The following is a 25,121-nucleotide window of genomic DNA, read 5'->3' on the forward strand; positions in this document are numbered from 1 at the left end:
TCCACCGGTAGAAAACCCGGGGGAGCGGGATGAGGCGCGGGAGCGGCGCTGTTTGCCCCGGTGACACGGTGGGGGCTGTGGGACGGAGCGCGCGTGGAGACGACGGCCCGACCGATGATCACCTTGGACGGGGTCGGCAAGCGCTACCCGGACGGCACGGTCGCCGTCGCGGACCTGTCCTTCGCGGTCGCCACCGGGGAGCTGATGTGCCTGGTAGGGCCGTCGGGGTGCGGCAAGACGACCGTCATTCGGATGATCAACCGTCTGGTGGAGCCGACGTCCGGGCGGATCACCGTCGACGGCGAGGACGTCGTCCGTTCGGACCCGGTGCGGCTGCGGCGGCGGATCGGCTACGTGATCCAGCAGGTCGGGCTGTTCCCGCACCAGACCGTCTTCGCCAACGTGGCGACGGTGCCGCGGCTGCTGGGCTGGAGCCGGTCGCGGACCCGGGAGCGGGTCGGGGCACTGCTCGAGCTGGTCGGGCTCGATCCCGGCACCGTATCGGTGCGTTATCCGCGGGAGCTGTCCGGCGGTCAGCAGCAGCGGGTCGGGGTCGCCCGGGCGCTCGCGGCCGACCCGCCCGTCCTGCTCATGGACGAGCCGTTCTCCGCGATCGACCCGATCGCCCGCGACCGGCTGCAGGTGGAGTTCCTCCGCCTGCAGCGGGAGATCCGCAAGACGGTCGTGTTCGTCACCCATGACCTGGCCGAGGCCGTCCGGCTGGGTGACCGGGTCGCGGTGCTCGGCCAGGGCGGCCGCCTGGAGCAGTTGGACACCCCGGCCCAGGTGCTGGGGGCCCCGGCCAGCCCGTTCGTCGCCGACTTCACCGGCGCGGACCGCATGCTGCTGCGCCTGTCCGTCACCCCGCTGCGCCGCGCCGACCTGACGGATCCGGCCGATCCGGCGGAGCGCGCCAATGCCCTGGCGGGGGTGGAGGTCGGTGCCTCGCTGCGGGAGGCGCTCGCGGTGATGCTCGCCACCGGGGACGGCAGAGTCGAGGTACGGGAGCGCGGCACGCCGGTCGGTGTGCTCACCCCATCCGCCCTGCACGCCGCCCTGCGGCGTTCGCTGGCCGCCGATCAGGAGAACGGTTGAGTCGGGCCGCCAGCCGGGACCGGCGGGCTAGGCGGCGGGGCGGAGCAGCGCGCCGAGTACCGAGGTGAACATCCGCAGGCCGTCTGTGCCCGGACCGGTGAGCTCCTCGACGGCGTGCTCCGGATGTGGCATCAGGCCGACCACCCGCCGGTTCTCGCTGCACACTCCGGCGATGTCGTCCACCGAGCCGTTCGGGTTGCCACCCACGTAGCGGACGACCACCCTGTCCTGCGCGGCGAGCTGGGCCAGGGTCGCGGCGTCGGCGACGTAGCGGCCCTCGCCGTGCTTGACCGGGACGACGATCTCCTCGCCGGGGGAGTAGGCGCTCGTCCAGGCGGTGCCGGTGGTCGCGACCCGCAACCGCTGGTCACGGCACACGAAATGCAACCCCGCGTTGCGGGTCAGCGCGCCCGGCAGCAGCCCGGCCTCGCACAGCACCTGGAACCCGTTGCAGATCCCCAGGACGGGCAGGCCCGCGCGGGCCGCCTCGACGACGGCGCCGACGACCGGCGAGAACCGGGCGATCGCTCCGGCCCGCAGGTAGTCGCCGTAGGAGAAGCCGCCGGGGAAGACGACCGCGTCCACCCCGGACAGCTCGTCGTCGCCGTGCCAGAGCGGCACCGGCTCGGCGCCGGCGAGGCGCACGGCCGCCGCGGCGTCCCGGTCGTCCAACGAACCCGGGAAGGTAACCACGCCGACTCGCGGGGCGCGTGCCGCGCCGCCGTCGCCGGCAGCTGCTCCCACCATCTGCCCACCACCGTCCTCGACCCGCCCGCCAGGCAGCCGCGGTGACGCACCGCGATGATCTGCCGTGGCGCGCGCCTGGTGCCGCGCGATCCGCGCCGCGGCCGGGGTCTCAACCTACCGGCAGCGTGCCTCCTCAGGCGCCGTCCGGGGCGGGGTCGCGGGGCTGGCCCGACCAGGGCCCACGGCTTGAGCGCACCTGGCCGAGCTGGGCGCCGGGGGCGCTCTCATCCCAGGTAAGCAATTTCTCAAGATGCACCCGGGTGCCCGGGTGTGGTCCGTCCACGGTGTGGAACTGCACGTGATCCATGAGTGCGCGCATCAGGAAGATCCCACGGCCCTGTTCCGGGACGGCGTCGGTGGGCACCTGTTCGAGCCACTGCTGGTCGGAATACGGCTGGTCGGGATTCGACTGGTCCTGCCGCGGCTGGCCGGGACTGGTGCGCGCTACCCAGGCACCGGTGCGCGAAACCGCCCCGTCCGGAGTCGCGTCGCCGGGATTCGCCTCATCTGAGTCGACGCCGTTGTGAAACGCGACGTCGACGTCCTCCCGGACAGGGATTCCGCTGCCGTCGAAGGCCGCCAGGGCGTCGAAGCCCCCGCCGTGGTCGACGACCTCGATCGCCGCGACCTGGTTGTCCACGCCGACCGACACCTCGTACTCGTCGTCCGCCGTGGCGTGGAGGAGCACGTTCGCACACGCTTCGGTCAATGCAAGCTCGACGTCGTCGATGCATTCTTGTGAAACGCCGAGAACCTTCAGTGCCTGTGTGCAAATACGACGGACGATCGGAATGGAGATCTCATCACGGGGGAGCGACAGACTGAGTTTGATCTCCATGTCGCTGGGTGTACCCCGCCTACCGGACATCAATCGGAGGCATTCCGCCGGCGCGGCCCGGCCGGGCGTTCGCGCGGGATCATCCGACCGCCTCGGCGATCACCCGACGGCCTCGGCGATCGCCCGGGCGAGCTCGGTGCCCGACCGCCAGGCGGACTCGACCCGGGGCTCGCCCCAGCCGTCGCCGGCCAGCCCCACCCGAGCCTGGCCGAGGAAGTAGGTCCGCTCCCGCGGTTGCTCGGGGCGAGCGAACGTCCAGCGTTGGACGTATGTCCAGGCCGGGTCGGTGGGGATGCCGAGGAGCCGGCGGAGGGCCGCGGTGAGGTCGCCGGCGGCCGCTCGCGGGTCCGTCAGTCGGCCGGCGGCGAACTCCGTGGTGGAGTGCGCCACCAGAACGGGCGCGTTGTCGCCGCGCCGGCGGCCGTCATCGGCGATCCAGGCGACGGTCGGGTCGCCGTGGACGAAGGCGCCGTCCAGTGGGGGCCACCCTCGGGCCTCCCAGCCCGCGAGCAGGGCGAGCGCAGGGGACCACCGCCGTCCGATGAGCTCCGTGCGCTCCGTGTCGAGATCGGGGTCGAGGTGGCGCAGGGCCTGCGGATCGGGCATCGCCAGGACGACGGCGTCCACCGGTTCGCCGTCCACCACCGGCCCCGGGCGCACCATGCTGATCGGGGACGACTGCGAGACCCGCAGGCCGCCGCGGGTGGCGAGGTCGACGACCAGCGAGCGGATGCCGTGCGGGGCGGCGTACCGCAGCGGGCCCGGCACCGGCTCGGACAGCGTCGCCGACGGGCCGTCGATCACCGGGAAGCGGTGCGTCCAGGGGCGGACGAGACCACGGGTGAGCCAATCGTCGACGACCTCGAGGAACTCGGGGCTGCGCGCGGTGAAGTACGACGCCCCGGTGTCGACGATCCGGCCGTCGATCCAGCGCGAGGCCATCCGGCCGCCGATCACCCGGCCGCGGTCGCGCACCTCGACACTGACGCCCCGCGCCCGCAGCTCGCGCGCGCACGCGACACCCGCGATCCCGCCACCTGCAACGATGACCTTCGCCACCCGTCAACCGCCCTGTGTGGTTCGCCTGTGTGCCTCATATGGACGCTGGTCGTCCGGTCCGGCGATCCGCGTTGGAGGGCCTGTGCCTCCATCGTGCCCTCACCGGCCCGGCCCGAGACCTCGCAACCACCTCCACGCATGCTGATCGAAGGGAAAACTCCCAGGTCGGAGAGGGTTAACTCGGAGGAGTAGGGGTTGAACCCCCACGTCGGTCACCTAAAGCGACCGGTTGAATACCTGGATTGACGCCGTTCGGGTGGAACGTCAGCGCAGCGGGCCTGTCTGCGTGAACGCGTCGGCACGCACACGGAATGTCGCCGGTGGTGGCCGCTGGGTGGGAGTCGCGCGCACCGGCGGCGCATGTCGAACGTGACACCGGCCGTGCATGCCCTAGCCTTACCGCACGAATAACCGTCGGCGATCCTCGCCGCCGGCCGCGCCGGCGCCCGCGCCGACACACGCACCGACATCGTCATCGACCCGCCCCGCACGGCGCTCGGCGCCTCGGGCCCGACCCCGGAGGCTCGCGATCGCCCGCCGAACGACACCCAGCCGTCCCGGATCCGCCACCGCCACCGCTCTCGCTGACGTGCCGGCGGTCGGCCCCCGCCAGCCCTGCCCGTGCGGCTCCGGCCGCCGGTACAAGGCCTGCCATGGGGAGCGCCGCCGGGCGGCCCCGGTGCTGCGCCCGTTCGCGGGCCGCGCGGACGAGCCGGACCTGGTCGCGCTGCGCGAGTTCGTCCCCAGCGCGACCGCGCCCCTGACCCTGTCGGCGGAGCACCTGGCCGCCCATCCCGGCCACGCGGACCGGCGGATCATCCTGGGCACGCTGCTGCCGCAGGCCGCGCCCGCGGTGGTCCGTGACGACGGCGAGATCCTGCTGGCGATGCAGACCCTCGTCGGCGGTCTCGACGCCTCGGCGGACGTCGCCGGCGCGCTGATCGCCGCGCTCGAGGCGAAGCCCGGCACGGTGGTGGACGGCGGGCCGGCGTCCGCGCCGCAGGCGGTGGAGCGGCTGCCCGGGGGCCTGGCGGACCTGCCCCGCCTCGCCGACCTGCTCGACCCGGCGCCGCTCGAGATCACCGTGCATCCCGGGTTCACCTGGTGGGTGCCGTCGTCGGAGGACGCCGAGCCGAGCGCCGACGTCGTGGCGACCCTGGACCGCGCGAACGCGACGGTCGTGCCGACGACCCGGTTGACCTCCGTCCCGGCCGCCTACTGGTGCAGCCCCGGAGACCGGCTGCACCTGCGCTGGGTGCTGCCGCTCGACGCCGACCGGACGGAGGAGGCCCTCCTCGACGCCCTCGCCCGTCTCGCCGCCGCCGGCAGCCTCAGCGTCGGCGAGGGCTCGCGGTTCGTCGGGTCGTTCCGCGCCGACGGTCTTGTGGTCCCGGTGTGGGATCTCGCGCCGGGCGCCGCCGCGGACTCCTGCGAGAAGCCCGCGGCCCAGCTGTGGACGGCGCTGCGCGAGACCCTCGACGATCAGCGGGAACTGACCGCGCAGGAGCGGCGGGTCCGCGCCGGCGTGGTCGGGCGCACGCTCACCCTCCGATAGGACAGCCGTGCCACCGGAGCCACCATCGCCGGTCTTTGACGTGGTCGTGCTGGGCGCCGGGCCGGCCGGCACGAGCGCGGCACGCGCGGCCGCCGAGGCCGGCGCCCGGGTGTGCGTGCTCGAGCGGATGGCCGTGCCGCGGTACAAGACCTGCGGCGGCGGCCTGGTCGGCCTGTCCGTCGACCACGCCGGGATCGATCTCGCTCCACTCGTCCGGTCGCGGGTGGACGCGCTCACGATGACCCTCGACGGCCGGCACCCGGTCACCCGCCGCCGCCAGGACGGCCGTCCGCTGCTGTCGATGGTGATGCGCTCGGAGCTGGACGCGGCGCTGCTCGACTCGGCGAAGGCGGCCGGCGCGGAGGTCCGCACCGGTGTGCACGTGACCGGGCTGCGCGAGGAGGGCACGGCCGAGCCCGGGCGTGGCGAGGTGGCTGTCCAGGTGCGGTCCGGGCCGGCGGTGCGGGCGCGGGTGGTGGTCGGCGCCGACGGCACCTCGGGCCGGGCCGGCACGCACGTCGGCGTCACCTGCGACCAGGTGGACGTCGGCCTCGAGGGCGAGTTCGAGGTGCCCGCCCCGGTGGCCGGCGAGTGGTCCGGCCGGATGCTGCTCGACTGGGGCCCGGTGCCCGGATCGTACGGGTGGGTCTTCCCGAAGGGCGACGTGCTCACGGTCGGGGTCATCGGCGCCCGGGAGCACGGGCCCGCACTGCGCCGCTACTACGACGCGCTCGTCGAGCGGCTCGGCCTCACCGCCGCCCCCCGGCTGCACGACTCCGGCCACCTGACGCGGGTGCGGGCCGCCGGCTCGCCGCTGCGGCGCGGCCGGGTGCTCCTCGCCGGCGACGCGGCGGGCCTGCTCGACCCGTGGACCAGGGAAGGGATCTCCTTCGCGCTGCGCTCCGGCCGGCTCGCGGGCATCAGCGCCGCCGCCGGCGCGGCCGGTGACCCGACGGCCCTCGACCGGTACCCGGCTCGGATCGAGGGCGTGTTCGGGCCGGAGATCGCCGCGGGCAGGTCGGTGCTGGCGGTGTTCACCCGCCGTCCGGCGCTCATGCACACGATGATGACCCGGGTACCGGGCACGTTCGGGCTGTTCGGCCGGATCATCGAGGGCCGTTCCACGATCGCCCGCCAGCTGCGCCGGCCCGGCGTGGCCGCCGCCATCGCCGCGCTGGGCCGCTGACGCCCGGCAGGGCATCCCACACGGTGCCCGTCACGACGGCGACGGGCCTGACCGGCGGCTCTCGCGGTGGCCCACCCGGCGGCGCTCCGGACGGCTCCCGGGTGGCCCGCCACCGGCGGGTCAGCCGAAGCGCTCGGCCACCGCTCCGGCGATCTCCTCGTAGGCCCGGCGGGTCTCCCGCCGGAGCTCGTCGAGGACGATGTGCCCGCCGCTGGCGAGATGCGGGTCGAACGGCACCCGGACGACCTGGCGGGTCCGTGACGCGAAGTGGTCCTCGAGCGCGTCGACGTCCACCGTCTCACCCTGCTGGGGGAACATCGAGATCACGGTCACGGCTTCGCTGACGTGGTCGTTGTAGCCGTGCGCGTCGAGCCAGTCCAGGGTGGCGCTGGCGCTCGCGCCGCCGTCCGCGCTCGCGTTGCTCACGATCACCAGCGTGTCGGCGAGCTCCAGCACCCCGTGCATCGCGCTGTGCAGCATGCCGGTGCCGCAGTCGGTCAGCAGGATCGAGTAATGCCGCTGCAGCAGGTCGTCGACCGCCCGGTAGTCCTCGTCGGCGAAGGCGTCCGAGATCTCCGGATCGCTGGCGGAGGCGAGCACCTCCAGCCGTGACGCCGACTGCGACAGGTACCGGCGGACGTCCACGTAACGGTGCAGCTGATCGGCGTCGGCGAGCAGATCGCGAACGGTGTGCCGGGTCGTCCGCTCGACCCGGACGCCGAGCGTCCCCCGATCGGGGTTCGCGTCGATCGCCACGACCCGGTCGCCGCGCAGGCTGGCCAGGGTGGACCCGAGCGAGACCGTCGTCGTGGTCTTGCCGACGCCGCCCTTGAGGGACAGCACCGCGATGCGGTGGCAGTCGTCGAGGGGGGTACGGATCCGGGCGAGCAGGCGCCGGTAGCGGGCCTCGTCCGGGGAGGGGCCGGGATTGAGCGCGCCGGCCGACACCTGGTAGACCAGCCGCCGCCAGCCACGGGACGCGGTGTCCGGCGACGCCGGCAACAGGGCGGCGGGGGGCAGCCCCGTGCCGGACCGCGGGTCGTCGTAGCGCGGGTCACCGCGCGGCCCGTACTCGTCGGGTGGCCAGGTCTGCTCCCGCGGCCAGGACCTGTCGTGGACGTCGTCCGCGTCGACCCGGTCACCAGGCATCGGGCCATGGCGCATCTCGATGCCGTGCATCTCGGCAGCGTGCATTTCGGCACTGCGCACGTCGACGCCGCGCATTCCGGCGCTGTCGATCTCGGAGCCGTGGATCTCGGAGCCGTGGATCTCGGCACCGTAGGCCGGGCCGCTGTGGAACCCGTGGCCCCAGCCGCGGCCGGCTTGGTCCGGGGCGCCGTCGTGGTACAGCCCGGGGCCGGTGCCCGCCGGGCCGGGCGGCGAGGCCGGCGGGGCCGACTGCGGGCGCGCCGGCGGCAGCGCGGGTGGCCCCACCGGATCGCGCAACCAGGACGCGACCCGGCCGGAGGTTTGCGGGTCGGTTCGCGGGATCGGCGAGGCCCCGGTGGCGCCCGGCGGCGGGGGCGGAGCCGGGTAGAGCGTGGACGGCCGGTACTCCCCGGTCGTCTCGACCGGGGTGGGGCCGGGTCGGGAAGCGGTGCCGGGGGCCGGGGGAAACCGGTCGTGGATCGGGTCGAACGTCCGGGTGGCCACGCCGTCGATCACGTGGCCCGGCCGGGGCGGCTGCTCTGCCGGGGGCGGTGGAGGAGTCGGGTCGCGGAAGGCCGGGCGGATCGACGGCCAGGTGTCGATCCCCGGCGCCGGCGGCCCGGGGAGCGACCCGAGCGGCAGTCCCCCCGTGGGGGGCGGGAGCGGCATGGCCTCGGTCGCCGGCCCGAGCGACATGGCCTCGGTGGGCGGGGGTGGCGGCCGCATGGCCTCCGTGGGCGGAGGCGGGGGCCGCATGGCCTCGGTGGGCGGTGGCACGGGCGGCATGGGCGCCGCCGGGCGGTCGCCGCGGGTCTGCTGCCATGATCCGGGTCGCTCCCGGCCGTACGACGGCGCGGGATCGGCGCCGCCCCGCCAGGGATCGACGGGCACCGCCGCGGGCGGCGGGTCGCCGGCCCAGATCTGTCGCCCGGGATCGACGGCGGGCGGCGAGCCCGGTGTCTGGTGCTGGCGCTGTGCCCACGGCGGCGAATCGTCGAAGCCTTCCGGGCCTCCGACCTCGATGGCGTCGTCCGGACCACCAACGGACCACCCCTGCGGCCGGGCGTCACGCGAGTGGTTGCCGTACGGCGGTCTGTGCCGGGCCGCTCCGTCGTGCGGTCCGCCGTCGTACGGCCCGCTGCCGGGCGGCGGTGAGTGGATCGCCGACACGTCGTAGGACGAGGCTCCTCCGTAGGAGGCGGCCGCGTCCCGCGGGTGAGCGTCCCGCGGGTGAGCGTCCTGCCGGTGAGCGCTCTGCCGGTGGGCGTCCTGCCGGTGGGCGTCGTGTCGGTGGGCGTCCTGCGGGCCGGTCACCTCGACAACGGACATGCCGTCCCGAGGCGACGGGCGGTCCCCGCCACCGATGTCGTCAGTCCTGTTCATGATCGAGTACTCATGATCCCGCCTGAGATGAACGGCCGCCGTGCGGCGAAATCACACGGTCGACCCTGCCCCGGCACACTGTCCAGCCCGGCTCCTCCGTTCGGGCCGTCAACGACGAGAGTCGGTCCAGGATGACATGAGTCGGAGGGCCGTGACGGCACGGCCTGTCACGGTCGCGTTCGGGAGCCGGCAGTGCGTCGGCATTTGCGAAGGGCCTCGCCGTTGGTGGCCGCGTCGTCGGGCCGGCGGTGTGTGCAGAAGTCCTGGGGCCCTGGAGGCGATGGATGTGCACGCCGGCCAGGTCCCTGCGCACGGTGCCGAGCTACCGCGGCGGTTGAGTGACAGCCAGGACTCACCCAGCCGCCACGCATCGTCGGATGGCGGTATCCCGCCTGCACAGGGCCGCACCCGCCTGGTCCGTGTCCGGGCCGCGCCGCGGGCTGCCGACGGCCCTGGGCCCCGGCACCGGCCCGGCGGCTCGGCTCGGCACCGGGCCGAGAGGAACAGGCGAGAGTGGTCGTGGCGCCGAGTCGGTTCCGGCTGGGTACTAGGCCCGGCGGGCGACCCGGGCGGCGAACAGGCCCGCGCCGAACCCGTTGTCGATGTTGCACACCGCGATGCCTGGTGCGCAGGAGGTGAGCATTCCCAGCAGGGCCGCGAGCCCGCCGAAGCTCGCGCCGTACCCGACGCTGGTCGGCACGGCCACCAGGGGCACACCGACCAGCCCGCCGATCACGCTCGGCAGGGCGCCCTCCATCCCGGCGATCACGACCAGGCAGTCGGCGCTGTCCAGGACCGGCCGCGCGGCCAGGACGCGGTGCAGGCCGGCGACACCGACGTCGCGGACCATCTCCACACCCGCGCCGGCGGCCTCCGCCGTCATGGCGGCCTCCTCTGCGACGGGTGCGTCCGAGGTGCCGGCGGCGACGATCACGACCCGGCCGCGGGGCTCCGGCAGCGGGCCGACGACCACCGTCGCCGGCCGCTCGTCGCCCGAGGCCGAGCCCGAGGAGCTGACCCGCGTGTCGGGCCAGCGTTCGCGCAGCGCCGCCACGGTGGCCGCTCCGGCCCGGGTGACCAGTGTGGGCGTCCCGACTCCCGAGGCCCGGCGGAGCGTCTCGACGATGCCGACCGTCTCCGCCGCGGTCTTGCCCGCGCCGTAGACCACCTCAGGATCACCGGTGCGGATCCCGCGGTGGGTGTCCACGCGCGCGTAGCCGAGGTCGGCGAAACCCGAGCCGTCGCCGCCGAGCGGCCCCGCGATCAGCGCCGCGGCGGCATCCTCGGGATCGACCTGGCCGCTCGACACGGCCTTCAGCAGCGTCCGGAGGCGTTCGGAGTCCATGGCCCGATGCTGCCAGGGCAACGGCGGGCAGCGGTCCGCCGCCGGGGGCGGACCGCTGCGGGTGACGGTCGGTCGCGGGTGACGGTCGGTCGCGGGCGGCCGCGCCGTGTTGCCGCTTCCGAGGCCCTCCACCAGCGCTGGCACCGGCGTTGAGGTCAGCGATAAGGGGTCCAGACCGTCTGGTCGGAGCCCGAGCGGAGGCTGCCCACCCTGACCGCGAACTGGGCTGCGGCCGTCGGGCTGCTGGCGAGGATCGGGACGACGCTCGTCACCAGTTTCAGCTCGCGCACGGAGCGCAGCACCCCGAACCCCTCCCAGGCGGTGACGTCGAATCCGTAGGCGCGGGCCAGCTCGAGCTGCGGCGTGGGCGGGCGGCCGAAGCGCAGCGCGCCCACCGCCACCGGGACAAGATCCCACTCCGCCGGCCCCTGGCAGGTCGCGTCGAAGTCGCAGATCACGACCTCGCCCGTCGCCGACCGGATGAGGTTGCCCAGGTGCGCGTCCCCGTGGACGACGGTGCGCGGCAACGCGTACCGCACGGTCGCGAGCGCCTCGTCCACCCGCAGCGCGAGGTCCTCCAGGAACCGCCGGTCGTCGACGCCGAGCCCCTCGGCGTCGGAGAGTCGCCGCCGGACGTCGTCGAGCGGGTCCCACACCGGCAGCGGCGGATCGGGCGGTGGCAGGGCGTGCATCCGGCGCAGGATGGCCGCCAGATCCCGGGCGCCAGCTGCTCCACCGGCCCCGCCGGGAGCCGCGGGCACGCCGGTGGGAGGGGCCGCGTCGACCCAGACGGTGGCGACGTGCCCGTCCACGGTGACCGGGGCGGACAGGCCGGGGAACAGCCGGACCGCCGGCATCTCGTGCTCGGCGAGCCAGCGCGCGACCCGCACGACCTTCTCGACCCGGTGGTTCATCGCGGTGGAGCTGGCGATGCGCACGACCGCCGCCTCGCGGGGCAGCCGGTACACCGCGTTCACGGTCAGCTTGATCGGCTCGGCGTCGCGGTCGTCCAGGCCGACGCTCGAACAGATGCGACCGAGCGCGCTCCGCGACCGCTGCGCGCTGAAGCGGCCGGCGACACCTGGTTCGGGATCCACGGATCGGCCTCCGAGCGCGGGCCGGCCACGCCCGGCACCAGTACTAGAGATCCAGTGTCGGTGCCGGGACGGCGCCGGGATCAGGGCGCTGGCCCGATGCCGAGCGCTGCCATTCCCGCACGAGTGCGGCCAGCTGCCTGACCTGGCGCACCTCGCCGTGCGGGGTGGTGGCGGCGAGCAGTTGGTCGGCCCGGCTGGAGACCGAGGCGACCGTGCGCCCCCAGGAGATGCCGATCGCGTCGGTCGCGAGCTCGCAGACGCCGTCGAGCTCGAGCCGGCCCTGGCGGGCCATCGCCAGGGCGAGGTCGAACCGGATCACCGACCGGAAGCCGGGCGCGTTCATCGCGTCCAGCTTCGGCAGCGCCAGCTCGGCGTGCTCCTGGGCGGCACGCGGCCGGCCGAGCAGGCAGAGCGCGGTGGTCGCGTTGTAGGAGACCTCGACCGGGTGGAACGTGTCGAAGCTGGGTCCAGGCCGGCCCCAGCGGTCCGCCGGGATGGCGTCGGCCAGGTCGTAGGCGTGGTCGAGGCTGCCGGCCGCGCCGCGGACGTCCCCCATCGCCGCCAGCGCGCGGGCCTCCTGGCACACCAGACGGGCCCGGACGGGACCGGAGCCCACGTGCCGCAGGCCGTCCCGGGCGAGGCGCAGGGCCTCGTCGGGACGCCCGCCGTAGAACTCGTTGACGGCCCCGACCTCGCGCGCGGAGCCGCACAGCGGGCCGTCGCCGGCCTCGAGGCCGGCCGCGTAGCCGTCGGCGGTGAGCTGGCGGGCGGAGGCGACGTCGCCCTGCTTGAAGGCCGCGTCGGCGCCGAGCACCGCGACCCGGCCGGCGAGCACGAGCAGCCGGCGGGAGTCCTCCGTCGCCATGGACCGGCGGCCGAGCCGCTCCAGGCCGCGCCGGAGCCGGGCCGCGCGCGCGCGCACGTGGGCGGGGGGGACCACCTCGTGGGTGTTCACCAGTTCGCCCAGCGCCTCGTTCGCGCGCTCGAGGGCGAGCTGTACCGGGCTGGCCGCGAGCACGTCCGCCACCTCCATGATCTGGCTCTGGGCGAGCAGCGCGCCCACGACGGCGGCCCCCGCGCACCGGTGGAACTGCCTGCGGTCAGCGGTGGCCCCCGCCACCTCACGCTCGCCCGCGGAGCTGACCTCGCCCGCGGAGCTGACCTCGCCCGCGGAGCTGACCTCGTCGGCCGAGCTGACCTCGTCGGCGGAGCGGATATCGCCAGCTGGGGCGGGGGTCGGGGGCGGCGGGGCGGCCGCGCGGAGGCGCCCGGGGAGCTCTGGGTGCTCGGCCGTGTCCTCTGGCGCCTGCCGGCGCGGGGGCTCGGCCGGGTAGTCCTCGGGCCGGTCGTCCGGGGGAGTGCGGGCCGGGGGGATGAAGATCTCGTCGAATGCCGGCGCTGCCAGCGGTGGGAGTCCGTCCGACTGCGGCATGCCCTGATCCCTCCTGTGCGTCACGATGGGCGTTCGTGACCTTGCACTGTCAAGCTAGTGACAGCAAACCGACCGCGGCGAAGCATCGATGCAAGGGCACCGGACGGACCACGGTGATCGTGCTCGTCGTCCTGGGTGCGGGGCCGCGATCACCCGGGGCCGGGTGGCCGGCGGGCTGGTGCTCATCACGTGCGAACGCCGATGCTCGTGCGGATGGCCGTCCAACGATTGCGTCGTGCGGATGACATCGCCGGACGGCGGGTGCGGTTGTCGGGTGCACATGCCGATGCTACGGCGCTTGCGTGTCAGAAAGTGACGACCTTGCGTCACAGACATGTGGCTTGGTCGGCCTGTGCGAGGAATGTCCGAAACATGGGAGTTTGTGGGGCGAGTTGAGCTGGCCCGCCGTGGAGGCTTCCGGCGAAGGATCTACTCTGGGGATCGGCCCCCGCATGATGTTCTTTCCCTTGGGGGGCATATATAACGTTTTATCTTCGTCCGTGATCGGTCTGTCGGCCGGTCGTTGGGTCGGGTCGGTCGGAGCCCACTGAGCGCCCCCGGCCGCTCGCGCGTGTCCAGGAGTGACGAAGCTCCCGTTTTCTGAGTGTGGGTGGGACGCATGGCGATCGGTCGTCTCCGGACGGACCCGCGCGCCGCGCCGGCGGCCGTCGGCGCGGCGACTTCGCGCGGTCCGGTGGCCTCGCGCGGGCGGGCGGGCTCTGTGGCACCGGCCGAGCGGCCTGCCAGGCCGTTTGTGTCGTCCAGGACCCCCGCGATGCCACTCGGAGTCGCTGTGCCGCCGCTCATCGTGGCGCCGGGGCGTGCCGGCGGGCCGATGATGCCGTCCGCGTCGGCGGTGGTCCCGTTCGGGGGAGCCGGCTCGGTAGCCTCATCCTCGTGGTCGAAGTGTCCGCGAGGTGGCCTCGAGGTGTGCCGGCGTGCCCGTCCGGTGTCTCCGGCCACCCGGAAACGAGAACCCGTCGCGCGGCGGGCGCGCCGGGGTGGCTGCGCGTCCGGGGGCCCCGTGACCGCTGATCCGGCGAGTGCCGCGGGTGGCGATGCGCTGGTCGCGCCGAAGCGCGTGCTGCCCCCGGAGGACGTCGAGCTGGCCCGCGAGCTTGAGGAGGTCGCACACCGCGCCTGGCCGCCGCTGCGCGAGCGGACCCACGGCGGGTGGGTGCTGCGGGAGTCTGCGGGCTCCTCCCGCCGGGGTAACTCGGTGTGGGCCCGCGGCGACGTCCCCGACCTGGCCGCGGCGCTGCGCACGGTCCACTCCTTCTACACGGCGGCCGGCCTGCCGCCGACGTTCCAGATCACCCCGGTGGTCCGGCCCGCCGGCCTGCTCGACGCACTGGACGCCGCGGGTTACGACGACGGCGGCCCGACCGACGTCTGCGTCGCTCCCCTGGCCGCCCTGCGCGCGCCCCGACCGGGCGCCGCGGAGCACCGCCCCGGGCCGGCGGGCGGGCCGGGCGCCGACCGCCGCGTCGAGTCCGCCGCCGCCGACCTGCCCGACGAGCGCTGGCTCGCGGTGGCGGGGGACGTCCTGGCCACGTTCGCCGGCCAGCGCGTCGGCACGCTCGCGGTGGTTCGCGCGATGGCGCTGCCCCAGCGCTACGTGACGGTCTTCGTCGACGGCCGTCCGGTCGGCGTCGGGCGCGGGGTCCTGGACGGCAGCTGGCTCGGGATCTACAGCATGGCCACCCTCCCGGCCGCCCGCGGCGCGGGCGTCGCCGGCCGCACGCTCGCCGAGCTCGCGCACTGGGCCGGGGCGCGGGGGGCCGAGCGCGCCTACCTCCAGGTCGAGCGACACAGCGTGGTGGCGCGCGGGCTCTACGCCCGGCGCGGGTTCCGTCCCGTCTACGGGTACAGCTACCGGCGACTGCCGGCACCGTCCGGGCTCCAGCGCAGCGCCGTGGCGCCCCGCGCGGCGACGGAAAACGTGGCATCGGAAAACGTGGCATCGGCGTGGCCTGCGGCCGGCCGGGCCGGCGGCGGGACGGCCAGCCGATGACCGGACCCCATGACGACCTGTTCGCCCCGGACGCACCGACCCGGGTGATGGGCGTCGTCAACGTCACACCGGACTCGTTCTCCGACGGCGGCGCCTACCCGGATCCGCACGACGCCGTCCGGGCCGCGCAGCTCATGATCGAGCAGGGCGCGGACGTCATCGACGTCGGCGGCGAGTCGACCCGTCCCGGAGCGCCGCGCGTGGTGGCCAGCGAGGAGCTGCGCCGGGTGCTCCCGGTGGTGGCCCAGCTCGCCTCCGCCGGCGTCCCGGTGAGCGTGGACACGAGCCGCGCCTCGGTCGCCTCCGCGGCCGTGGACGCCGGCGCCCTGCTGGTCAACGACGTCTCCTGCGGCCGGAACGCGGAGCTGCTGCGCATCGTCGCCGACCGCGGCGTCCACTACGTGCTGATGCACTCCCGCGGGTCCAGCACGGACATGGCCGCCCACGCGGTCTACAACGATGTGGTGACCGACGTGGTGGGCGAGCTCGCCGCCCGGCTGGACGTCGTCCTGGCGGCCGGCGTGGCGGAGGACAAGGTGATCATCGACCCGGGCATCGGGTTCGCGAAGACGCCGGCGCACAACTGGGCGCTGCTGGCGAACCTGGGCGCCGTCGCCTCCCTCGGCCGGCCGCTGCTCGTCGGCACCTCGCGCAAGTCGTTCCTCGGCGCGGCGGTGAGCGGCCCGGGCGAGCTGCCCCGCCCGCCGGACGAGCGCGACGACGCCACCCAGGCCACGACCGCTCTGCTGGCGGACGCCGGGGTCTGGGCGGTGCGGGTGCACGCGGTCCGCCCCGCGGTGGACGCCGTCCGCGTGGTGCGGGCCTGGCAGCAGGCCGCCCGCGCCTCCGGGGCCGGCCGGCCCCGCGCGGCCGTGTCCGGCAGCGCCCCCGCGGCTGGACCATCCCGATGACCGCTCCGACGGGCGGTGTCCCGGCGGGCGGTGCAGCGGCGGACGCGGCCCGGCTCGACCGGATCGCCCTGACCGGCCTGCGCGTGCACGGCCGGCACGGGGTGCTGCCCGCGGAACGGGAGCTCGGGCAGTTCTTCGTCGTCGACGCCACGCTCTGGCTGGACACCGGCCCGGCGGCGGCCACCGACGACCTCACCCTCACCGTGCACTACGGCGAGCTGGCGCAGGCCCTCGCCGACATCGTCGCCGGCGAGCCCGTCGAGCTGATCGAGACCCTGGCGCACCGGCTGGTCCGGGCCTGCCTGGCGGCCGACCCGCGGGTGGCCGCCGCCGAGGTGACCGTGCACAAGCCCGCCGCCCCGATCACCGTCGCGTTCACGGACGTCGCCGTGACGGTGGCCCGCTCCCGGGACGTCGCCGTGACCACGGGCCCTTCCCGTGAGGTGGCAGCGACGCGCTCCCGGGACGTCGCCGCGGCCGCCGGGCCGTCCGCCACGGGCGCGGGCGCGGGTGCGGGGCACGCGGTGGTCGCCATCGGTTCCAACATCGGCGACCGGCTCGCCCACCTGCGGGGCGCCGTCCGCGACCTGGACGCCAGGCTGGGCGTGCTCGCCGTCTCCGCCGTGTACGAGACCGAGCCGGTCGGCGGCCCCGAGCAGGACGACTACCTCAACGCGATCGTCCTGGTCGGCGCCGCGCCGCCGCACGACCTGCTCGCCGCGGCCCGCGCCGCCGAGCGGACCGCCGCGCGCGAGCGCACCATCCGCTGGGGCCCCCGCACGCTGGACGTCGACATCATCGCCTGCGGCGACACCCTCAGCGACGATCCGGAGATCCTGCTGCCGCACCCGCGGGCGCACGAACGCCTGTTCGTCTGCGTCCCCTGGCTGGACGTCGAACCGGACGCGATGCTGCCCGGGCACGGCCGGGTGGCGGACCTGGTCGCGCGCCTCTCGGCGGTGCCGGGAGCGGCCGCGCTCCGGCGCACCCCGCACGGGCTCGGTCGGTGAGACCGACCCACATCCGTGATCTCCTCGCGATCGCGGTGGCGGTGGGGGCGGTCGTCTACGCGCTGTTGTGGTGGAGCTACCAGTCGCTCCCGCAGCTGCCGGCGACGGCGTCCGTCTCGGTACTGCTGGTCGGGCTGATCGAGCTGCAGACCGCGTCGCTGACCCGCCGCCGCCTCGCCGGCCGGCCGGGCACCCGCCCGATCCTGCCGCTGACCGTCGCCCGCCTCGCGGCGCTCGCCAAGGCGACGTCGGTCGTCGCCGCGGTGCTGGCCGGCGGGTGGACGGCCCTGCTCGCCTACACCGCCCCGCGGACCGACGAGTTCGGCACGGCGGGCGGGGACGCGCTGGCCGCCGGCCTGGGCCTGGGCGCGACGGTGGTCCTGCTGGCTGGTGGGCTCGTCCTCGAGCGCGTCTGCCGAATCCGCGACCGCTGAGCGGACAACTCACTTCGGCTCACTTCGGCGGTGACCCTGCCGGGTTCCGTCGCCGGTTTCGCCGGCCGTAACTCGCTGTTGCCTGGGCGCTTGTCCATTGTGTGATTGGCCGGGCTACTCTGGGATGAGGTTGCTCGGATCTACCTCGACCAACGGCGTGCGTAGCTCGACTTGCCCAGGGTGCGGCAGAACCTGTCCTGAGTGTCCCTGAGTGTCATGGTGGTGGATGTCACCGTCATCGTCGGTCTCGTCGTCGTGGCTACGTTGTCGGGTTCGCGTGATGGGCGTGGCACGGCCGAGGTTGAACGGATCGACCAGGTCGGGGGCGTCTGACGGGAAGGTGCGGGCGTGGTCGCTCAAGGCCGGGGTTCTCCCGCCGAGCCCGGTGCGGGCCGGGCCGGTGCAGGTGGCGGCACGGACCACGTCCCCTTCGAGGACGATCCGCGGCCTGGGGCGAGCCGTTCCGGGGGGGCTGTCAGTGGTCCCAGGCAGTCGGTCGGGGTGGGCCGTCCGCGGCAGGCCGGCGCCCGCCTGGTGACCTTCGGGAACCTGCGCACCGGCGGCCCGCGAACAGACCCGGGCGCGGCACCCCCGCCCGTTCCGCCGCAACCGGCCGCCCCGAGTTCTTCCCGCTTCTCGCCGGACGGCTTCCCGCCGGGTTACGGCCCGCCGGCTGATGGCCCGCCAAGCCACGGTCCGGTCGGTTATGGTCCGCCGGTTTACGGCTCTCCGGGAGCCGGTCGTACCGGCGGCGATCCGTCCGGATTCGACCCCGCGGACATGGTGACCGCTCCGGCTACGGACGGCCCGGTAAGGCCGGCCCCCGCCGGCCCGCGCTCCGCCAGGCCGCAGCCCCCCGGACCCCGGCGTGACCGGACGCCGCCGCCCTTCTCGTCCGGGGTGGACGACGACGAGCTCACGACGCGGCCGTCGGTGGGCCGGCCGCCGGGCCCCGCGAGGCCGTCCGGGCTGGAGCACGCGAGAGCGGCTGGACCAGCGCCCGTGAGAGCGGCTGGACCAGCGCCCGTGAGAGCGGCCGGGCCGGCGCCGCGGAGGGTGGCCGAGCTGGAGCCCGTGAGCACCACGGGCTACCAGGAACGGGTCGCCGACCATCCCCCCGACGGGTACTCCGTACCGGGCGCGGGGTACTCCGTGCCGGGCGCGGGGCACCGCGGGGTGCCGGACGAGGGCTACCGCCGGCCGGGTGAGCTGCACGAGCCGCCCCGCAGGTTCGGCCATGATCCCGACGAGGCGCCCGCGCCCGCCCCCCTGCGCCGCCGGAACCCGGTGCTGACGCTGGTCAAGATCGTCCTGGTCGGCGCGATGATCGTCATCGGCGTCTCGGTGGGCCGTGTGCTGGCGCTGCCCGGCGATCAGGGCAGCCTGTCCCGCATGGCGGACTGGGCCCGCGACAACCACCTCTCGGTCGTCGTGGACCAGGTCGACCGCCTGCGGTGACCGATCCGCGAACGGACCCCCTCGATCCAACCGGCAGTGCCGCTGAGCTGTGGGAAACCGTCGGCACGCCAGGCTCCGGGCAGGCGGCCTCCGGGCAGGTCCGCGCTTACACCCCGTCCGGTGAGGCGGCTACCGTCATCAGGATGTCCCCGTCGACAGGCCGCGTCCCGGGCCCGCCCGGAACGCTCGCCCACTGGCTGCGCGCGCTGCCGGACGACACCCTGGTCCGGCTGTTCAGACTCCGGCCCGATCTCGCCACCCCGCCCCCGCCGGACTTCGACATCCTCGCGGCGCGGCTGGAGATCCGCGGCAGCGTGAGCCGGGCGCTGGAGCGGCTGGACACCTTCACCCTCGAGGTCGTCCAGGCGCTGACGCTGCTGCCGAGCCCGGTCTCCGTGGCCGAGCTGACCGCCTTCTGCGGCGGGCTCGACCTGCGTGCCGCCCTCGAGAGCCTGCGGGAGCGGCTCGTCGTCTGGGGCCCGGACGAGGCGTTGCGCCTGGTCGGCGTCGCCTTCGACCTGCTGGGTGAGCGTCCGCTCGGGTTGGGGCGGCCGGTGCGGGCGTGCCTGGCCGGCTACCGGCAGGCGCAGCTCGCCCGGGTGGCGGCGGCCGTGGGGCTGCCCGACGCGGTGTCCGACGGGTTGTCCGCCAGCTCGGGCGGCCTCGGCGACTCGGACGACTCCGATCTCGACTCCGAATTCCACCTCGGTGCCGGCAGCCATCCCGTCCGGCGCGAGAGCATGATCGAGATGGTGTCGGCCGCCTTCGCGGACCCCCACCGCGTCGCCGCCCTGCTCGACGGGTGCTCGGCGCGGGCGCGGCGGCTGGCCGAACGGCTCGCTGCCGGCCCGGCGCTGGGCGCCACCAGCGACGCCGAACGTCTGCTGAGTGTGTCCTCCGCCCGCAGCCCCGTCGAGGAGCTGCTGGCCCGCGGGCTGCTCATCGGCATCGAGCCGGGCACCGTCGAGCTGCCCAGGGAGGTCGGCCTGGTGCTGCGCGGCGCCGACCAGGCCGGGCCGCTGCATCCCGAGCCGCCTGAGGTCACCGGCCGCGAGGTGGGGGCGGGCGCCGTCGACCCGGCCGCCGCGCTGGCCGCCGACGCGCTGGTCCGCGCGGTCACCACGCTGCTCACCGCCTGGGGGAGCACCCCGGTCACCCCGCTGCGCACCGGCGGGCTCAGCGTGCGCGACCTCAAGAACAGCGCCCGGCTGATGGACGTCCCCGAGACCGAGGCGGCCGTCGTCATCGAGGCGGCGGCCGCGGCCGGGCTGGTCGACCTGACACCCGGCACCGACGTCCAGTTCGTGCCGACCAACGTCTACGACCGGTGGTGCACCGAGACGGTGGCCATGCGGTGGGCCGTCCTCGCCGAAGGGTGGCTGCGCTCGCCGTCGGCGGCCTGGCTGGTCGGCGGGCGCGACGAGCGCGGCCGGCAGATCGCCGCGATGTCCCTCGACGCCCGCCGTCCCGGCGCCCCGGACCTGCGCGCCGATGTGCTGCGCGCCGTCGCCGCCGCGCCGGAGGGCGTCGCGCCCACCCCCGAGTCGGTGCGCGCCCGCCTGGCCTGGCGTTCCCCGCGCCGGACGGGCCCGCTGCTCGACGGGATGATCGGTGGGACGCTCACCGAGGCCGAGGTGGTCGGGTTCACCGGGCGTGGCGCGCCCAGCGCCCTCGGGCGGCTCGTCGCGCGCCGGCTCGCCGCCGCCGAGGCCGACGACCCGGGACGTGGCTCCGGCAGGTCCCCGGCGGCCGACGAGGGGCTGTGTCGCCTGCTCGCCGACGCGATGGCCCCGCTGCTGCCCGAACCCGTCGAGGAACTGCTCATCCAGACCGACCTGACGGCCGTCGCCCCCGGCCCGCTCGTGCCGCGGGTCGCCGCCGAACTGTCCCGGATGGCCGACATCGAGTCCGCGGGCGCGGCCACCGTGTACCGCTTCACCGAGAGCTCGCTGCGGCGCGCGATGGACGCCGGCAGCTCCGCCGACGACCTCCACGACCTGCTGGGCCATCTCGCCCGTGGCGGCGTCCCGCAGTCGCTGACCTACCTGATCGACGACACGGCCCGCCGGCACGGGCGGCTGCGGTCCGGGCCGGCCGCCTCCTACCTGCGCTGCGACGACACCGCGCTGCTCACCGAGGTCGTCGCGTCCCGGCGCACCCAGGCCCTCGCGATGCGCCGGGTGGCCCCGACGATCGTCATCTCCTCCCTACCGGTGTCCGACCTGCTGGAAGGACTGCGCGCGGCCGGTTTCGCCCCGGTGGCGGAGGCCCCGGACGGGCGCATCGTGCTGGCCCGCCCGGAGGTGCACCGCACCCCCGCCCGCGCTCGCCCGCCCGCCGCGGAGTCCGTCCCGACCAGGTCGAACCAGCTGCGCGACGTCGTCCGTCTGGTGCGCCGGGGCGACGACAGCACCCGCGCCGCGCGGGCGGCGCAGGACGCCGCGGGGGCGCAGCTCGGGCTCGCACGCTCCGCCCCGGTGATCCTGGTGATGCTGCAGGGCGCGGTCCGGGACCGCCGGCGCGTCCTGCTCGGCTATGTCAACCAGCAGGGGACTCCCAGCGACCGGGTCGTGCGCCCGACGCTGCTGGAGGGCGGTTGGCTCACCGCGTGGGACGAGCGCAGCGAGGCTCCCCGCCGCTTCGCACTGCACCGGGTGACCGGGGTGGCCGACATCGACGACCCGTTCGGCGGACCGCCGGTGCCCGACGTCGGCGACTGGGTGGTTCCGCCGGCGGCCGACGACCTGCCCGGCCCGCGCTGACCGGTCGGGTTGTACCCGTACGCTGGTGGCGGGCCCGTGGTGACTGCGCGGCGGGCTGGCGGAGGGTACCTGCCGCCGCCGGTTTGTATCGACGGGTGCCGGTCGTACGACGGGTGCCGGTTGCACCGACGGGCGCGGTGGCGCGGAACACGCGGAAGGCGGTGGCGGCTTGCCGGATGGTCCCCTGATCGTCCAGTCGGACAAGACCCTCCTGCTGGAGGTCGATCACCCGCTCGCCTCGGAGGCACGGGCGTCGATCGCGCCGTTCGCGGAGCTGGAGCGCTCGCCCGAGCACGTGCACACCTACCGGGTGACGCCGCTCGCGCTGTGGAACGCCCGCGCGGCCGGGCACGACGCCGAGCAGGTCGTCGACGCCCTCGTCCGCTACTCGAGGTACGCCGTCCCGAACGCGCTGCTGGTCGACGTCGCCGACACGATGGACCGTTACGGGCGCCTCCGGCTGGAGAACGACCCCGTGCACGGCCTGGTGATGCGCGCGCTGGACAGGGCCGTCCTGACCGAGGTGACCAGGGCCAAGCGGGTAGCGCCCATGCTCGGTGCCCGGGTCGACGACGACACCGTGGTCGTGCACCCGTCCGAGCGCGGCCGGCTCAAGCAGGCACTGCTCAAGGTCGGCTGGCCCGCCGAGGATCTCGCTGGCTACGTCGACGGCGAGAAGCACGAGATCGTGCTGCGCGAGGAGGGGTGGTCCCTGCGGGACTACCAGAAGGGCGCGGTGGCCGGCTTCTGGGAGGGCGGCTCCGGTGTCGTGGTCCTTCCCAGCGGCGCGGGCAAGACGGTCGTCGGCGCCGCGGCGATGGCCCGCGCCGGCGCGACCACGCTGATCCTGGTCACCAACACCGTCGCCGGTCGGCAGTGGCGCACCGAGCTGCTGCGGCGGACCACGCTGACCGAGGACGAGATCGGCGAGTACTCCGGCGAGCGTAAGGAGATCCGTCCCGTCACCATCGCCACGTACCAGGTGATGACGGCCCGCCGGAAGGGCGAGTACCTGCACCTGGAGCTGTTCGGCGCGCGTGACTGGGGTCTGATCGTCTATGACGAGGTCCACCTGCTGCCCGCCCCGGTCTTCCGGATGACGGCGGACATCCAGTCCCGCCGTCGCCTGGGGCTGACCGCCACGCTCATCCGCGAGGACGGCCGCGAGGGGGACGTGTTCTCCCTCATCGGGCCGAAGCGCTACGACGCTCCGTGGCGCGACATCGAGGCCCAGGGCTGGATCGCGCCGGCGGAGTGCACGGAGGTCCGGGTCACCCTCACCGACGACGAGCGGATGACCTACGCCGTCGCCGAGCCGGAGGAGCGGTACAAGGTCTGCTCCACCGCGCACAGCAAGAGCCTGGTCGTGCGCCGGCTCGTCGAGCGCCATGCCGACGACCGGGTGCTGGTCATCGGCGCCTACCTGGACCAGCTCGACGAGCTGGGGCGCCTGCTCGACGCGCCGGTGATCCAGGGCTCCACTCGCAACAAGGAACGCGAGCGGCTCTTCGAGGCCTTCCGGACCGGCGAGATCACGACGCTGGTCGTGTCAAAGGTCGCCAACGTCTCCATCGACCTGCCGGAGGCGGGGGTGGCCATCCAGGTCAGCGGCACCTTCGGTTCCCGCCAGGAGGAGGCCCAGCGCCTCGGCCGGGTGCTGCGGCCCAAGGCGGACGGCCGCTCCGCGCACTTCTACACCGTGGTCTCCCGGGACACCCTCGACCAGGAGTACGCCGCACACCGTCAGCGCTTCCTGGCCGAGCAGGGCTACGCCTACACCATCGTCGACGCCGACGACGTGGCCTGACCCACGTCGGCCGGCCGACGTGGCCTGACGGCCGGGATGGTCAGTCGTCGGGCGGGTCGATGAGCTCGGCCGGGGTCACCGTCACCGGGAACGGCCGCAGGACGCTGAGTTCCTCGTCGCCGCACACGATGCCGGCCGGCACGTAGTCGCGGCCGACCAGCTCGAACGCCTCGATCGTCGCCGAATCCGGGTCGACGAGCCAGCACACGGGAACCCCGTGCTCCCGGTACACGTCGAGCTTCAGCGTGCGGTCGTAGCGGCGGGTGCTGGCGTCGGCGACCTCGACCACGCCGAACGGCGTCTCGGTGATCCGCCGCCGGTCGGGGTCGCCGACCGCGACCACGACCACGTCCGGCACGAGCAGGCACCGGGGCGACAGCTCGACCTGGACGCCGGTGAACACCTGTGCGCCCGAGGTCGCCGCCTGGGCGAGCAGCGCCCGCAGCCGATCGGTGACCCGGGCCCGCAGCGGAGTCGGCCAGGGGCGGGTGACACACAGCCCGTCGAGCACCTCGACGCGCGCGTCCTCCAGGGCCGTCGCGTCGAGATCCGCGACGGACACCGGCGGGGCCGGCAGCGTAAGGGTCGGGCGGTGGGATCGCAGTGGGGTGGGAGCCTGAACCACAGTGCTCATCGTGCCCGTTGCTCCGTCCGCTGTCGAAGGTGTGGGTGTCGACCCGCCGATGACGCACGTCGGCGCGCCGGGGCGCAGTCGTCCGGTTGTCGTCTGCCAGTGCTCCCCCGATGATCCTCCGTGGACGGACTTGCGGCCGCGCGGCGAGGTTGGGACGCCCACGGATTGTCCGGGTCGTCCGGGCCGGGCGCTTCGGACCGCCGAGCACCCGATGGTGCTTGCCGCACTGGCTCCTTCGGTGTGGGAGAAGCGGTCCGATAACGGGGCCTAAGTCCAGAAAGGCCGATTTCATACCGTGATCTGTGTCCTGGTGAAGCGCCGACCTCTTGTTGATCTAATTACTCCCTGGTAACTTCACGTCCAGTCGATCAGGGCTGGCTCGTCCGGCCCGGGACCGACCGGGGCGACTCTTTGCGGTATCCCTTCTCCGGCCGCCTGGGAGCGGCTGGAGGGAGATTCCGTGGGAGATGCCTCGCACCGCGGGAACTGACCGCGCCGGCTCCGTCCCCAATCGGCGCATCCCGCGGGCGGTCACCCGCCGCCGTGGCACCTCCCACCCGGCGGCCGGGTGACCGACTACCACACCCCCGGACCACCACGCTCCCGGACCACCGTCCCGGCTCGAGTTTCCGGGCTGCCGGCGGAAGAAGCCCCGGGCTGCCCGGAAACGCCGAAGGGCGGCCCCGGCCGTGGCCGGGACCGCCCTTCGGTGCTCGCCAGAGAGCGTGGGGGAAGAGGACTCAGAAGTCCATCTCGCCGCCGCCGCCCGGCATGGCCGGGGCCTTGTCCTTCTCCGGCTTGTCCGCGATGACGGCCTCGGTGGTGAGGAAGAGGCCGGCGATCGACGCGGCGTTCTGCAGCGCCGAGCGGGTGACCTTCGCCGGGTCGATGATCCCGGTGGCGACCATGTCGACGTACTCGCCGGTCGCCGCGTTCAGGCCGTGCCCGGTCGGGAGGTTGCGCACCTTCTCGACCACGACGCCGCCCTCGAGACCGCTGTTGAACGCGATCTGCTTGATCGGCGCCTCCAGGGCGAGACGGACGATGTTCGCACCGGTGGCCTCGTCGCCGGAGAGGTCGAGCTTCTCGAAGGCGCTGGTCGCGGCCTGCAGGAGCGCGACGCCACCACCGGCGACGATGCCCTCCTCGACCGCGGCCTTCGCGTTCGAGACGGCGTCCTCGATGCGGTGCTTCTTCTCCTTGAG

Annotated in this window: 19 protein-coding genes; 10 read left to right on the forward strand and 9 right to left on the reverse strand. The window is 74.7% G+C overall.

Going from position 1 to position 25,121, the window contains the following annotated elements:
• The first annotated feature begins 114 nt into the window (after nt 1-114).
• Nucleotides 115-1,095 (forward strand): ABC transporter ATP-binding protein, encoded by a 981-nt coding sequence (locus tag MXD62_RS38570; RefSeq protein WP_248834231.1) that lies wholly within the window; start codon nt 115-117, stop codon nt 1,093-1,095.
• A gap of 27 nt (nt 1,096-1,122) precedes the next feature.
• On the opposite strand, the gene purQ is transcribed toward MXD62_RS38570, so the two are convergent.
• The 3 genes from purQ to MXD62_RS38585 all read right to left on the reverse strand — a co-directional run bounded on the left by purQ (nt 1,123) and on the right by MXD62_RS38585 (nt 3,739).
• The gene (purQ, locus tag MXD62_RS38575) at nt 1,123-1,842 is read right to left on the reverse strand and encodes a phosphoribosylformylglycinamidine synthase subunit PurQ (protein WP_248834232.1); all 720 of its coding nucleotides are present in this window, start codon (nt 1,840-1,842) and stop codon (nt 1,123-1,125) included.
• A gap of 133 nt (nt 1,843-1,975) precedes the next feature.
• Nucleotides 1,976-2,680, reverse strand: coding sequence for an ATP-binding protein (locus MXD62_RS38580; protein WP_248834233.1), 705 nt, complete (start codon nt 2,678-2,680; stop codon nt 1,976-1,978).
• 99 nt (nt 2,681-2,779) lie between these two features.
• Complete coding sequence (locus MXD62_RS38585) at nt 2,780-3,739, reverse strand: NAD(P)/FAD-dependent oxidoreductase (RefSeq protein ID WP_248834234.1); 960 nt, start codon at nt 3,737-3,739, stop codon at nt 2,780-2,782.
• A 589-nt stretch (nt 3,740-4,328) separates the two neighbouring features.
• On the opposite strand from MXD62_RS38585, the gene MXD62_RS38590 reads away from it, so the two are divergent.
• Both MXD62_RS38590 and MXD62_RS38595 read left to right on the forward strand, forming a co-directional pair.
• Nucleotides 4,329-5,294 (forward strand): DUF5926 family protein, encoded by a 966-nt coding sequence (locus MXD62_RS38590; RefSeq protein ID WP_248834235.1) that lies wholly within the window; start codon nt 4,329-4,331, stop codon nt 5,292-5,294.
• Between the two features lie 7 nt (nt 5,295-5,301).
• A complete protein-coding gene (locus MXD62_RS38595; RefSeq protein WP_248834236.1) occupies nt 5,302-6,480 on the forward strand; it encodes a geranylgeranyl reductase family protein in 1,179 nt (392 codons plus the stop codon).
• A 120-nt stretch (nt 6,481-6,600) separates the two neighbouring features.
• On the opposite strand, the gene MXD62_RS38600 is transcribed toward MXD62_RS38595, so the two are convergent.
• The 4 genes from MXD62_RS38600 to MXD62_RS38615 all read right to left on the reverse strand — a co-directional run bounded on the left by MXD62_RS38600 (nt 6,601) and on the right by MXD62_RS38615 (nt 12,886).
• Nucleotides 6,601-9,012, reverse strand: a complete 2,412-nt coding sequence (locus tag MXD62_RS38600) for a MinD/ParA family protein (protein WP_248834237.1) — start codon at nt 9,010-9,012, stop codon at nt 6,601-6,603.
• Nucleotides 9,013-9,559: 547 nt separating this feature from the next.
• The gene (larB, locus tag MXD62_RS38605) at nt 9,560-10,357 is read right to left on the reverse strand and encodes a nickel pincer cofactor biosynthesis protein LarB (RefSeq protein WP_248834238.1); all 798 of its coding nucleotides are present in this window, start codon (nt 10,355-10,357) and stop codon (nt 9,560-9,562) included.
• 155 nt (nt 10,358-10,512) lie between these two features.
• A complete protein-coding gene (locus MXD62_RS38610) occupies nt 10,513-11,454 on the reverse strand; it encodes an aminoglycoside phosphotransferase family protein (protein ID WP_248834239.1) in 942 nt (313 codons plus the stop codon).
• Nucleotides 11,455-11,497: 43 nt separating this feature from the next.
• Nucleotides 11,498-12,886 carry a hypothetical protein gene (locus MXD62_RS38615; RefSeq protein ID WP_248834240.1) on the reverse strand — a complete coding sequence of 463 codons (1,389 nt, stop codon included), beginning with the start codon at nt 12,884-12,886 and terminating at the stop codon, nt 11,498-11,500.
• Nucleotides 12,887-13,910: 1,024 nt separating this feature from the next.
• On the opposite strand from MXD62_RS38615, the gene MXD62_RS38620 reads away from it, so the two are divergent.
• The 7 genes from MXD62_RS38620 to MXD62_RS38650 all read left to right on the forward strand — a co-directional run bounded on the left by MXD62_RS38620 (nt 13,911) and on the right by MXD62_RS38650 (nt 23,282).
• Nucleotides 13,911-14,900 (forward strand): GNAT family N-acetyltransferase, encoded by a 990-nt coding sequence (locus tag MXD62_RS38620; RefSeq protein WP_248834241.1) that lies wholly within the window; start codon nt 13,911-13,913, stop codon nt 14,898-14,900.
• Nucleotides 14,897-15,811, forward strand: coding sequence for a dihydropteroate synthase (gene folP, locus MXD62_RS38625; RefSeq protein WP_248834242.1), 915 nt, complete (start codon nt 14,897-14,899; stop codon nt 15,809-15,811). The genes MXD62_RS38620 and folP overlap by 4 nt, the downstream gene beginning before the upstream one ends.
• Nucleotides 15,808-16,821, forward strand: a complete 1,014-nt coding sequence (gene folK, locus MXD62_RS38630; RefSeq protein WP_248834243.1) for a 2-amino-4-hydroxy-6-hydroxymethyldihydropteridine diphosphokinase — start codon at nt 15,808-15,810, stop codon at nt 16,819-16,821. The genes folP and folK overlap by 4 nt, the downstream gene beginning before the upstream one ends.
• Nucleotides 16,818-17,255 (forward strand): DUF3180 domain-containing protein, encoded by a 438-nt coding sequence (locus tag MXD62_RS38635; protein WP_248834244.1) that lies wholly within the window; start codon nt 16,818-16,820, stop codon nt 17,253-17,255. The genes folK and MXD62_RS38635 overlap by 4 nt, the downstream gene beginning before the upstream one ends.
• Nucleotides 17,256-18,329: 1,074 nt before the next feature.
• Nucleotides 18,330-18,713 (forward strand): hypothetical protein, encoded by a 384-nt coding sequence (locus MXD62_RS38640; RefSeq protein ID WP_248834245.1) that lies wholly within the window; start codon nt 18,330-18,332, stop codon nt 18,711-18,713.
• A gap of 143 nt (nt 18,714-18,856) precedes the next feature.
• Nucleotides 18,857-21,475: a helicase C-terminal domain-containing protein gene (locus tag MXD62_RS38645; RefSeq protein WP_248834246.1), complete on the forward strand. Its 2,619-nt coding sequence runs from the start codon at nt 18,857-18,859 to the stop codon at nt 21,473-21,475.
• Nucleotides 21,476-21,644: 169 nt separating this feature from the next.
• On the forward strand, nt 21,645-23,282 hold the full coding sequence (locus tag MXD62_RS38650) for a DNA repair helicase XPB (RefSeq protein WP_248834247.1): 1,638 nt from the start codon (nt 21,645-21,647) through the stop codon (nt 23,280-23,282).
• A gap of 40 nt (nt 23,283-23,322) precedes the next feature.
• Here MXD62_RS38650 and MXD62_RS38655 read toward each other — a convergent pair whose 3' ends face one another.
• Entirely contained in the window at nt 23,323-23,916 is a 594-nt protein-coding gene (locus MXD62_RS38655) for a Uma2 family endonuclease (RefSeq protein ID WP_248834248.1), read from the reverse strand.
• A gap of 740 nt (nt 23,917-24,656) precedes the next feature.
• The coding region (locus MXD62_RS38660) for a TCP-1/cpn60 chaperonin family protein (RefSeq protein WP_285224324.1) at nt 24,657-25,121 on the reverse strand (465 nt) is incomplete at its 5' end.

It is taken from the genome of Frankia sp. Mgl5 (assembly GCF_023242985.1).
Classification (GTDB): domain Bacteria; phylum Actinomycetota; class Actinomycetes; order Frankiales; family Frankiaceae; genus Parafrankia; species Parafrankia soli.

Coding starts and splice junctions, on each gene's coding strand:
- MXD62_RS38570 (WP_248834231.1), top strand. CDS start 115: ATGATCACCTTGGACGGGGTCGGCAAGCGCTACCCGGACGGCACGGTC.
- purQ (WP_248834232.1), bottom strand. CDS start 1,842: ATGGTGGGAGCAGCTGCCGGCGACGGCGGCGCGGCACGCGCCCCGCGA.
- MXD62_RS38580 (WP_248834233.1), bottom strand. CDS start 2,680: ATGGAGATCAAACTCAGTCTGTCGCTCCCCCGTGATGAGATCTCCATT.
- MXD62_RS38600 (WP_248834237.1), bottom strand. CDS start 9,012: ATGAACAGGACTGACGACATCGGTGGCGGGGACCGCCCGTCGCCTCGG.
- larB (WP_248834238.1), bottom strand. CDS start 10,357: ATGGACTCCGAACGCCTCCGGACGCTGCTGAAGGCCGTGTCGAGCGGC.
- MXD62_RS38615 (WP_248834240.1), bottom strand. CDS start 12,886: ATGCCGCAGTCGGACGGACTCCCACCGCTGGCAGCGCCGGCATTCGAC.
- folP (WP_248834242.1), top strand. CDS start 14,897: ATGACCGGACCCCATGACGACCTGTTCGCCCCGGACGCACCGACCCGG.
- folK (WP_248834243.1), top strand. CDS start 15,808: ATGACCGCTCCGACGGGCGGTGTCCCGGCGGGCGGTGCAGCGGCGGAC.
- MXD62_RS38645 (WP_248834246.1), top strand. CDS start 18,857: ATGTCCCCGTCGACAGGCCGCGTCCCGGGCCCGCCCGGAACGCTCGCC.
- MXD62_RS38655 (WP_248834248.1), bottom strand. CDS start 23,916: ATGAGCACTGTGGTTCAGGCTCCCACCCCACTGCGATCCCACCGCCCG.